Source organism: Pseudomonas sp. B329 (assembly GCF_023127835.1).
Classification (GTDB): domain Bacteria; phylum Pseudomonadota; class Gammaproteobacteria; order Pseudomonadales; family Pseudomonadaceae; genus Aquipseudomonas; species Aquipseudomonas synxantha_A.
Genome location: NZ_SPKP01000042.1, coordinates 1 through 8,638, shown reverse-complemented (window position 1 = coordinate 8,638; position 8,638 = coordinate 1). Strand labels below are relative to the sequence as shown.

Below are 8,638 nucleotides of genomic sequence, written 5' to 3'. Positions count from 1 at the left end.
GCGCCTAAGATCAAAAGCAGATCAAGAGCGGCTCGCTTCGCATCGTGGTTACTGGTGACTGCTACGAAGTTGTGTAGATACCCATGCTGCGATGGGCCCCTCAGCCTCACCACAGGGCTCAAGGCTCCAACCCGATCCCCCGCAAGATCACACTGGTCACCGTCTGAATCGCCTTTTCGAACTGCATATCCGACAACGGCTGGTGATCATTCAAAATCTTCACCTGGTGATCAAAGTCGGCATAGTGCTGGGTCGAGGCCCAGATCATGTAGAGCAGGCTCGACGGTTCCACCGGCAGGATGCGTTTGTCTTGCACCCACTGGCGAATCTTCGCTTCCTTCATCTTGGCCCAGTCGTACAGGCTTTCATCCAGGGCCTCACCGAGCGTGGGCGCACCGTGGATGATTTCATTGGCCCAGACCTTGGAGCCATACGGCCGCGTACGCGAGCGCTGCATCTTGGCGCGGATGTAGCTGCTGAGCACCACCCGCGGATCATCGAAGGTTTCGAAGCTCAGGGCATCCTGCTTCCACAGCTCCAGCAGGTCGAACAGCACCGCGCTGTACAGCTCGCTCTTGGTGGTGAAGTAATAATGCAGGTTGGAACGCGGCAGTTGCACCTCTTCGGCGATGTCGGCCATGGCGGTGCTGCCGTAGCCTTTTTCAGCGAAGACTTTTTCCGCCGCCAGCAGGATTTTCTCGACGTTGACCCGACGGATTCCGATCTTGTGATTGCCCATAAGGGCTCCCTGACAACAACACGGGTTAAAGACTACCACCAGCTCTAGATCGGGGCGACAGGCCAAGCCGAAACTTCGTACACTGCCCGCTCCTACCCATTGATTGGTATTGAACAATGTTGATCAAGAAAGCCCTGACCACCCTCGCCCTGCTCACCTCCCTGCTGGGCGCCTCGGCGGCATTTGCCCATGCCCACCTCAAGAGCGCAGAACCTGCGGCCAACAGCAGCGTCGCCGCGCCGAAAGACCTGCGCCTGACCTTCACCGAAGGCGTCGAAGCCACCTTCACCAAGGTGTCCCTGAGCAAGGACGGCACTGAAATCGCCATCAAGGGCCTGGAAACCCCGGACGCGGACAAGAAAGTCCTGGTCGTGACCCCTGCCGCCCCGCTCGCGAGCGGCAATTACAAAGTGGTGTGGAATGCAGTGTCGGTCGACACCCACAAGAGCAGCGGTACATACAGCTTCAAGGTCGGCCAGTAACCCATGGCAACCCTGCTGGTGCTATGCCGTTTCCTGCATTTTATCGTCGTGCTGCTGATGTTCGGGGCTTGCGTGCTCCGACCCTGGCTGCTCGGCGCCCAGGTACAACCGGCTCTGGACCGGCAACTGCTATGCATCACCCGTGGCCTGGCCTGGCTGGGGCTTGGCTCCGGCGTGGCGTGGCTACTGCTGATCACCGCCAGCATGGCCGGCAGTTGGGACGCGGCGCTGCAACCGGCCACCGTGCAATTGGTGCTGGGCAAGACCTTTTTCGGCCAGGTATGGTCCTGGCATCTGCTGCTGAATGTTCTGCTGGTGATCGTGCTGATCAAACCCTGGCCAGCCTTGCGTTTGCCATTGATCACCCTGCTGCTGGCGACCCTCGCGCCGGTGGGCCATGGCGCCATGCTCGACGGGCTGAGTGGGCAATTGCTGATCCTCAACCAAGTGGTGCATCTGCTGTGCGTGGGGGCCTGGCTGGGTGGGTTGCTGGTGCTGGTGCTGGTGCTGATCCTCAGGCACGCGCAAGAGCACCGGCTGGAGCCGATTTTGCGGCGCTTCAGCGGCGTGGGTTACGGCCTCGTCGCCGGCTTGCTGGTAACCGGTTTGATCAATGTGCGCGTGCTCACCGGGCAACTGTGGCCCACGCCACTGTTCAATGGGTTTGCCTTGATCCTGCTGATCAAGGTGGGGTTGGTGGTGGGGATGCTGGGGTTGGCGCTGCTGAACCGGTTGCGTATCGAACGCTGCGAACAGCGCTTGGGCAGTTTGAAAGCCAGCGTGATGATGGAATGGCTGCTGGGGGTCTGCGCAGTAGCCGCCGTTTCACTGCTTGGCACCCTGCCTCCGATGGTTTTAGCGGTATAAAAAACCAGGTTTAACTCAGTCAAATGTGGGAGGGGGCTTGCTCCCGATAGCGATGTATCAGTCAGATCATCTGTGACTGACACACTGCTATCGGGAGCAAGCCCCCTCCCACATTGACCCTGCCCGCTTTAGATCAGGTCATACACAGTCATCGTATAACTTCTGCTTGACACACCCCGAAAACCCCGCAAATATCCCGCTCAATGTTGTACGACGACGTATAACAAATAATAAAAACAACAAAAGAAAGGGAGCCTCACTGTGAGTCAATTCGCCCGCAATTGCTCTGCACGCCTGGGCCTTATCAGCCTCGCCAGCCTGGCCGTCACCCTGCCCCTGTGCGTTCAAGCCGAAGGTTTTATCGACGACGCCAAGGCCACGCTCAACCTGCGCAACGCCTACTTCAACCGCAACTTCACCAACCCCGGCAACCCTCAGGGCAAGGCCGAAGAGTGGACGCAAAACTTCATTCTCGACGCCAAATCCGGCTTTACCCAAGGCACTATCGGGTTCGGGATTGATGTATTGGGCCTGTATTCGCAAAAGCTCGATGGCGGCAAAGGCACTGCCGGTACTCAACTGCTGCCGGTGCATGACGATGGCCGCCCTGCCGACAATTTCGGACGCCTTGGGGTCGCGCTGAAAACCAGGCTGTCCAAGACCGAGCTCAAACTTGGCGAGTGGATGCCAGTGCTGCCGATCCTGCGTTCCGATGATGGCCGCTCTCTGCCCCAGACCTTTCGCGGCGGCCAGGTCACGTCCAATGAGATCGCCGGTCTGACCCTCTACGGCGGCCAGTTTCGCGGCAACAGCCCACGCAACGACGCGAGCATGGAAGACATGTTCATGAACGGCAAAGCTGCGTTCACCTCGGACCGCTTCAACTTCGGCGGGGGCGAATATACCTTCAACGACAAGCGCACCCAGGTCGGCCTGTGGTACGCCGAACTCACTGATATCTACCAGCAACAGTATCTGAACCTCACCCACAGCCAGCCGGTGGGCGACTGGACCCTGGGCGCCAACCTTGGCTTCTTCAACGGCAAGGAAGACGGCAGCGCCTTGGCCGGCGACCTCGACAACAAGACCGTGTTCGCCCTGCTCTCGGCCAAATACAACGGCCACACCTTCTACGTCGGCCTGCAAAAACTCACCGGCGACAGTGTATGGATGCGTATCAACGGCACCAGCGGCGGCACGCTGGCCAACGACAGCTATAACTCCAGCTATGACAATGCCAGGGAAAAATCCTGGCAGGTGCGCCATGACTTCAACTTTGTCGTACTCGGCGTGCCAGGGCTGACCCTGATGAACCGCTACATCAGCGGCAGTAACGTACACACCGCAGCGATCACCGATGGCAAGGAATGGGGGCGTGAGTCGGAACTGGCGTATACGGTGCAAAGTGGTGCACTGAAAAACCTCAATGTGAAGTGGCGCAATTCAACAATGCGGCGCGACTTCAGCAATAACGAGTTTGATGAGAACCGGATTTTCATCAGCTATCCGATTTCGTTGTTGTAAGTTCCAGGGTCGAACTCGATCTCAAAGGTGCCACACATCCATGTGGAAGCTGGCTTGCCAGCTCCCACCTTTGATCTCATGCGCCTGGAAGGACGTTGACAACACCAAGAATCCCTAACACTATTTCCATATAGTCATACGACAACCTACAACAAAAATCTGGAACGCCCATGACCACCACAACCCCTGCTCCGTTTAACCGCCTGCTGCTCACCGGCGCCGCCGGTGGCCTCGGTAAAGTTTTGCGCGAACGTATGCGCCCTTACGCCAAGGTCCTGCGCCTGTCGGATATCGCCGACATGGCCCCCGCCATCGATGCCCGCGAAGAAGTGCAAACCTGCGACCTGTCCGACAAGCAAGCCGTGCATCAATTGGTAGAAGGCGTCGACGCCATCCTGCATTTTGGTGGCGTATCGGTAGAGCGCTCGTTCGAAGAAGTGCTCGGCGCCAATATCAGCGGCATCTTCCATATCTACGAGGCCGCACGTCGCCATGGCGTAAAGCGTGTGATCTTCGCCAGCTCCAACCATGTGATCGGTTTCTATAAACAGGGTGAACAACTCGACGCCCACTCCCCACGCCGCCCGGACAGCTACTACGGCCTGTCCAAGTCCTACGGCGAAGACATGGCCAGTTTCTACTTTGACCGTTATGGCATCCAGACGGTCAGCATCCGCATCGGCTCCTCGTTCCCGCAGCCGCAGAACCGCCGGATGATGCACACGTGGCTGAGCTTCGACGACCTGACCCAACTACTCGAACGCGCGCTATACACGCCCGATGTAGGCCATACCGTGGTCTACGGCATGTCGGCCAACCTCGACACCTGGTGGGACAACCGCTACGCCGCACACCTGGGCTTTGCGCCCAAGGACAGCTCCGAAGTGTTCCGCGTCCAGGTCGAGGCCCAGCCGCCGGTCGCAGATGATGACCCGGCAAGGATTTATCAGGGCGGCGCGTTCTGCGCGGCAGGCCCGTTCGGTGACTGAGTGCACAGCAACCCAAAGGAATGAGTGGCCATGACTGCAGAATTGATTGTCGATGCCCGCAACGCCGTGGGGGAATGCCCGATATGGGTGCCTGAAGAAAACGCCCTCTATTGGGTGGACATCCCCAACGGTGGCTTGCACCGTTGGGACGCCTCTACCGGGCACCTGCGTGCCTGGAAGGCCCCGCAGATGCTCGCCTGCATCGCCCGTACCCAAGCGGGCAACTGGGTGGCAGGCATGGAAACCGGCTTCTTTGAACTGACCCCGCACAACGACGGCAGCCTCGACACTACGCTCTTGGCCGGTGTCGAACACCCGCGCCCGGACATGCGCTTGAACGACGGCCGCTGTGATCGCCAAGGCCGCTTCTGGGCCGGCAGCATGGTGCTGAACATGGGGTTGAACGCCGCTGAGGGCACCCTTTATCGCTATGCGTCTGGCACGGCGCCCCATGCGCAGCTCGATGGTTTCATCACCCTCAACGGTCTGGCCTTCAGCCCCGATGGCCGCACAATGTATGCCTCTGATTCACACCCGCTAGTGCAGCAGATCTGGGCATTCGACTACGACATCGACACCGGCACGCCGTCCAACCGCCGGGTGTTTGTGGACATGCATGACTTTCTCGGCAGGCCCGATGGTGCAGCTGTCGACGCGGATGGCTGCTACTGGATCTGCGCCAACGATGCCGGCCTGGTCCACCGTTTCACCCCCGACGGTCGCCTCGACCAGTCCCTCACCGTACCGGTAAAAAAACCCACCATGTGCGCCTTCGGCGGCAGTCGCCTGGACACCCTGTACGTCACCTCCATTCGTGACGATCAGCGTGACAGTTCGCTGTCCGGCGGCGTGTTTGCCCTCAACCCCGGCGTCAAGGGATTGCCCGAACCCCAGTTCATCCTCTAGCTGCATCGCTGTGCCTTGAATACAACAATAACAAGACAGGAATCACCGCCCATGGACTTCAAACGCACCTTGCTCGCTGCCACACTCGTGGCCCTCAGCAGCGCCGCCCACGCGCTGGAAATCAAGTTTGCCGATATCCACCCCGCTGGCTACCCCACCGTGGTCGCCGAAGAAAACATGGGCAAGGCCCTGACCCAGCAAAGCAAGGGCGAATTGACCTTCAAGTACTTCCCGGGCGGTGTGCTCGGCTCCGAGAAGGAAGTCGTCGAACAGGCCCAGGTCGGCGCCGTGCAAATGACCCGCGTCAGCCTTGGCATCGTCGGCCCGGTGGTGCCGGACGTGAATGTGTTCAACCTGCCGTTCGTGTTCCGCGACCAGGCGCATATGCGCAAAGTGATTGACGGCGAAATCGGCGATGAGATCCTCGCCAAGATCACCGATTCCGAGTTCGGCCTGGTCGCCCTCGCCTGGATGGACGGCGGCACGCGCAACCTCTACACCAAGAAACCAGTGCGCAAGATCGAAGACCTCAAGGGCATGAAGATTCGCGTGCAAGGCAACCCGATTTTCATCGAAGCCTTCAATGCAATGGGCGCCAACGGTATCGCCATGGACACCGGCGAGATCTTCAGCGCCTTGCAGACCGGGGTGATCGACGGCGCAGAAAACAACCCGCCGACGCTTCTGGAACACAACCACTTCCAGAACGCCAAGTACTACACCCTCACCGAACACCTGATCCTGCCCGAGCCCATCGTGATGTCGAAAATCACCTGGAACAAGCTCACCGCCGCACAGCAGGACATGGTCAAGGAAGCCGCCAAGGCCGCCCAGGCTGACGAGCGTGTGTTGTGGGATGCCAAGTCGGCCAGCAGTGAAGATAAACTCAAAAAGGCCGGGGTCGAGTTCATCACCGTCGACAAAAAGCCCTTCTATGACGCCACCGCGCAGGTTCGCGCGAAGTACGGTGCGCCTTACGCCGACATCATCAAGCGTATCGACGCCGTTCAGTAACGCCCTCCTCCCTGACAAGGCCCGGCGCGGTCGGTATCGACGCGCCCGGTCACGGTGAACGCCATGAAGAATCTACTGCTGCGCATCAACGACCGTATCTACATGACCTGCATCTGGGTCGCCGGCCTCTCGGTCCTGGGGGTCGCGCTGATCATTCCCTGGGGCATCTTCGCCCGCTATATTCTCGGCACCGGCTCCAGTTGGCCGGAACCCTCTGCGATCCTGCTGATGCTGGTGTTCACCTTTATCGGCGCGGCTGCCAGCTACCGCGCCGGGGCGCATATGTCGGTGGCGATGATCACTGATCGCCTGCCTGATGCTCAGCGCCGCGTTGTCGGCATCGTCTCGCAACTGTTGATGGCGACCATCTGCCTGTTCATGACCATTTGGGGCGCCAAGCTGTGCCTGTCCACCTGGAACCAGTTCATGAGCGCCATCCCTACCCTGCGTGTGGGTATCACCTATATGCCGATCCCGATTGGCGGCTTGCTGACCCTGATATTCGTGCTGGAAAAACTTCTACTGGGCGACCAGAGCCACCGGCGCGTAGTGCGTTTCGACCTGGTTGAAGAAAGCGAAGGGGCTGCCTGATATGGACGCATTGATTCTGCTGGGCAGCTTTATCGCCTTGATCCTGATCGGTATGCCGGTGGCCTACGCCCTGGGCTTGTCGGCGCTGATCGGCGCGTGGTGGATCGACATTCCGTTCCAGGCCCTGATGATCCAGGTGGCGGGCGGGGTGAACAAGTTTTCACTGATGGCGATTCCATTCTTCGTATTGGCCGGAGCGATCATGGCCGAGGGCGGCATGTCGCGGCGGCTGGTGGCGTTTGCCGGGGTGCTGGTGGGCTTTGTGCGCGGCGGGCTGTCGCTGGTCAACATCATGGCGTCGACGTTTTTCGGTGCGATCTCAGGCTCGTCGGTGGCCGATACCGCGTCGGTCGGTTCGATGCTGATCCCGGAGATGGAACGCCGTGGCTACCCACGGGAGTTCGCCACGGCGGTGACCGTGAGTGGCTCGGTACAAGCGCTGCTGACCCCGCCCAGCCACAACTCGGTGCTCTACTCCCTGGCCGCCGGCGGCACGGTATCAATCGCCTCGCTGTTCATGGCCGGCGTGGTGCCGGGCCTTTTAATGAGCGCGTGCCTGATGGTGCTGTGCCTGATCTTCGCGAAAAAGCGCAACTACCCCAAGGGCGAAGTCATCCCCTTGAAGCAGGCCTTGAAGATCGCCGCTGATGCACTCTGGGGCCTGATGGCCATGGTGATCATTCTCGGCGGCATCTTGTCGGGCATCTTCACCGCCACCGAGTCGGCGGCCATCGCGGTACTGTGGGCGTTTTTCGTGACCATGTTCATCTACCGCGACTACAAATGGCGCGAGCTGCCCAAGCTGATGCATCGCACGGTACGCACCATTTCCATCGTGATGATCCTCATCGCCTTCGCCGCCAGCTTCGGCTACATCATGACCCTGATGCAGATCCCGGCGAAGATCACTACGCTGTTCCTGACCCTGTCGGACAACCGCTACGTGATCCTGATGTGCATCAACGTCATGCTGCTGTTGCTCGGCACGGTGATGGACATGGCACCGCTGATCCTGATCCTTACGCCGATCCTGTTGCCGGTGATCCTCGGTATCGGCGTCGACCCGGTGCACTTTGGCATGATCATGCTGGTCAACCTGGGTATCGGCCTGATTACCCCGCCGGTGGGTGCGGTGCTGTTTGTGGGTGCGGCGGTGGGCAAGGTAAGCATCGAGAAAACCGTGAAGGCGCTGCTGCCGTTTTATGCGGTGCTGTTTCTGGTGCTGATGGCCGTGACCTACATTCCGGCGCTGTCGTTGTGGTTGCCGAGCGTGGTGCTGTAAACCCAATCGTCAGAACACAGGTGAGCAAATGTGAGAGGGGGGTTGCTCACCTGACGGCCTCACAATCGACAGGCGCCTACGTGACACACCTTGGTCAAATGTGGGAGGGGGCTTGCTCCCGATGGCGGCCTCCGGGCCGACCAGGGTGCTGGATCAGACCGAGTACATATCCGGTGTTTGGGTAACGGCCGCTATTGGTTCCGCTTTTACAGCGGGTCACTTTTGGAAAAGAGCCCGGAATGCC

The 8,638-nt window shown here is 59.7% G+C and carries 9 protein-coding genes; 8 read left to right on the top strand and 1 reads right to left on the bottom strand.

What is annotated here, in order from left to right:
- Positions 1-118: 118 nt before the first annotated feature.
- Entirely contained in the window at positions 119-739 is a 621-nt protein-coding gene (locus E4P00_RS19025; protein ID WP_005789320.1) for a TetR/AcrR family transcriptional regulator, read from the bottom strand.
- Positions 740-855: 116 nt separating this feature from the next.
- On the opposite strand from E4P00_RS19025, the gene copC reads away from it, so the two are divergent.
- From copC to E4P00_RS18985, 8 genes are all read left to right on the top strand, one after another.
- The gene (gene copC, locus E4P00_RS19020) at positions 856-1,221 is read left to right on the top strand and encodes a copper homeostasis periplasmic binding protein CopC (protein WP_248132529.1); all 366 of its coding nucleotides are present in this window, start codon (positions 856-858) and stop codon (positions 1,219-1,221) included.
- A gap of 3 nt (positions 1,222-1,224) precedes the next feature.
- A complete protein-coding gene (copD, locus tag E4P00_RS19015; RefSeq protein WP_248132527.1) occupies positions 1,225-2,088 on the top strand; it encodes a copper homeostasis membrane protein CopD in 864 nt (287 codons plus the stop codon).
- A gap of 261 nt (positions 2,089-2,349) precedes the next feature.
- A complete protein-coding gene (locus tag E4P00_RS19010; RefSeq protein WP_248132525.1) occupies positions 2,350-3,612 on the top strand; it encodes an OprD family porin in 1,263 nt (420 codons plus the stop codon).
- 170 nt (positions 3,613-3,782) lie between these two features.
- Complete coding sequence (locus E4P00_RS19005) at positions 3,783-4,601, top strand: NAD(P)-dependent oxidoreductase (protein WP_078821741.1); 819 nt, start codon at positions 3,783-3,785, stop codon at positions 4,599-4,601.
- Positions 4,602-4,631: 30 nt separating this feature from the next.
- Positions 4,632-5,507 (top strand): SMP-30/gluconolactonase/LRE family protein, encoded by an 876-nt coding sequence (locus tag E4P00_RS19000; protein ID WP_248132523.1) that lies wholly within the window; start codon positions 4,632-4,634, stop codon positions 5,505-5,507.
- 51 nt (positions 5,508-5,558) lie between these two features.
- Entirely contained in the window at positions 5,559-6,521 is a 963-nt protein-coding gene (locus tag E4P00_RS18995) for a TRAP transporter substrate-binding protein (RefSeq protein WP_223018461.1), read from the top strand.
- 63 nt (positions 6,522-6,584) lie between these two features.
- Positions 6,585-7,112 carry a TRAP transporter small permease gene (locus E4P00_RS18990; RefSeq protein WP_005789330.1) on the top strand — a complete coding sequence of 176 codons (528 nt, stop codon included), beginning with the start codon at positions 6,585-6,587 and terminating at the stop codon, positions 7,110-7,112.
- A gap of 1 nt (position 7,113) precedes the next feature.
- The gene (locus E4P00_RS18985; protein ID WP_248132521.1) at positions 7,114-8,394 is read left to right on the top strand and encodes a TRAP transporter large permease; all 1,281 of its coding nucleotides are present in this window, start codon (positions 7,114-7,116) and stop codon (positions 8,392-8,394) included.
- Positions 8,395-8,638 lie beyond the last annotated feature (244 nt).

Excerpts from the sequence above, each read along its gene's own strand:
- E4P00_RS18985 (WP_248132521.1), top strand. The coding sequence starts at position 7,114 with ATGGACGCATTGATTCTGCTGGGCAGCTTTATCGCCTTGATCCTGATC.
- E4P00_RS18995 (WP_223018461.1), top strand. The coding sequence starts at position 5,559 with ATGGACTTCAAACGCACCTTGCTCGCTGCCACACTCGTGGCCCTCAGC.
- E4P00_RS18990 (WP_005789330.1), top strand. The coding sequence starts at position 6,585 with ATGAAGAATCTACTGCTGCGCATCAACGACCGTATCTACATGACCTGC.
- E4P00_RS19025 (WP_005789320.1), bottom strand. The coding sequence starts at position 739 with ATGGGCAATCACAAGATCGGAATCCGTCGGGTCAACGTCGAGAAAATC.
- E4P00_RS19000 (WP_248132523.1), top strand. The coding sequence starts at position 4,632 with ATGACTGCAGAATTGATTGTCGATGCCCGCAACGCCGTGGGGGAATGC.
- copC (WP_248132529.1), top strand. The coding sequence starts at position 856 with ATGTTGATCAAGAAAGCCCTGACCACCCTCGCCCTGCTCACCTCCCTG.
- E4P00_RS19005 (WP_078821741.1), top strand. The coding sequence starts at position 3,783 with ATGACCACCACAACCCCTGCTCCGTTTAACCGCCTGCTGCTCACCGGC.
- copD (WP_248132527.1), top strand. The coding sequence starts at position 1,225 with ATGGCAACCCTGCTGGTGCTATGCCGTTTCCTGCATTTTATCGTCGTG.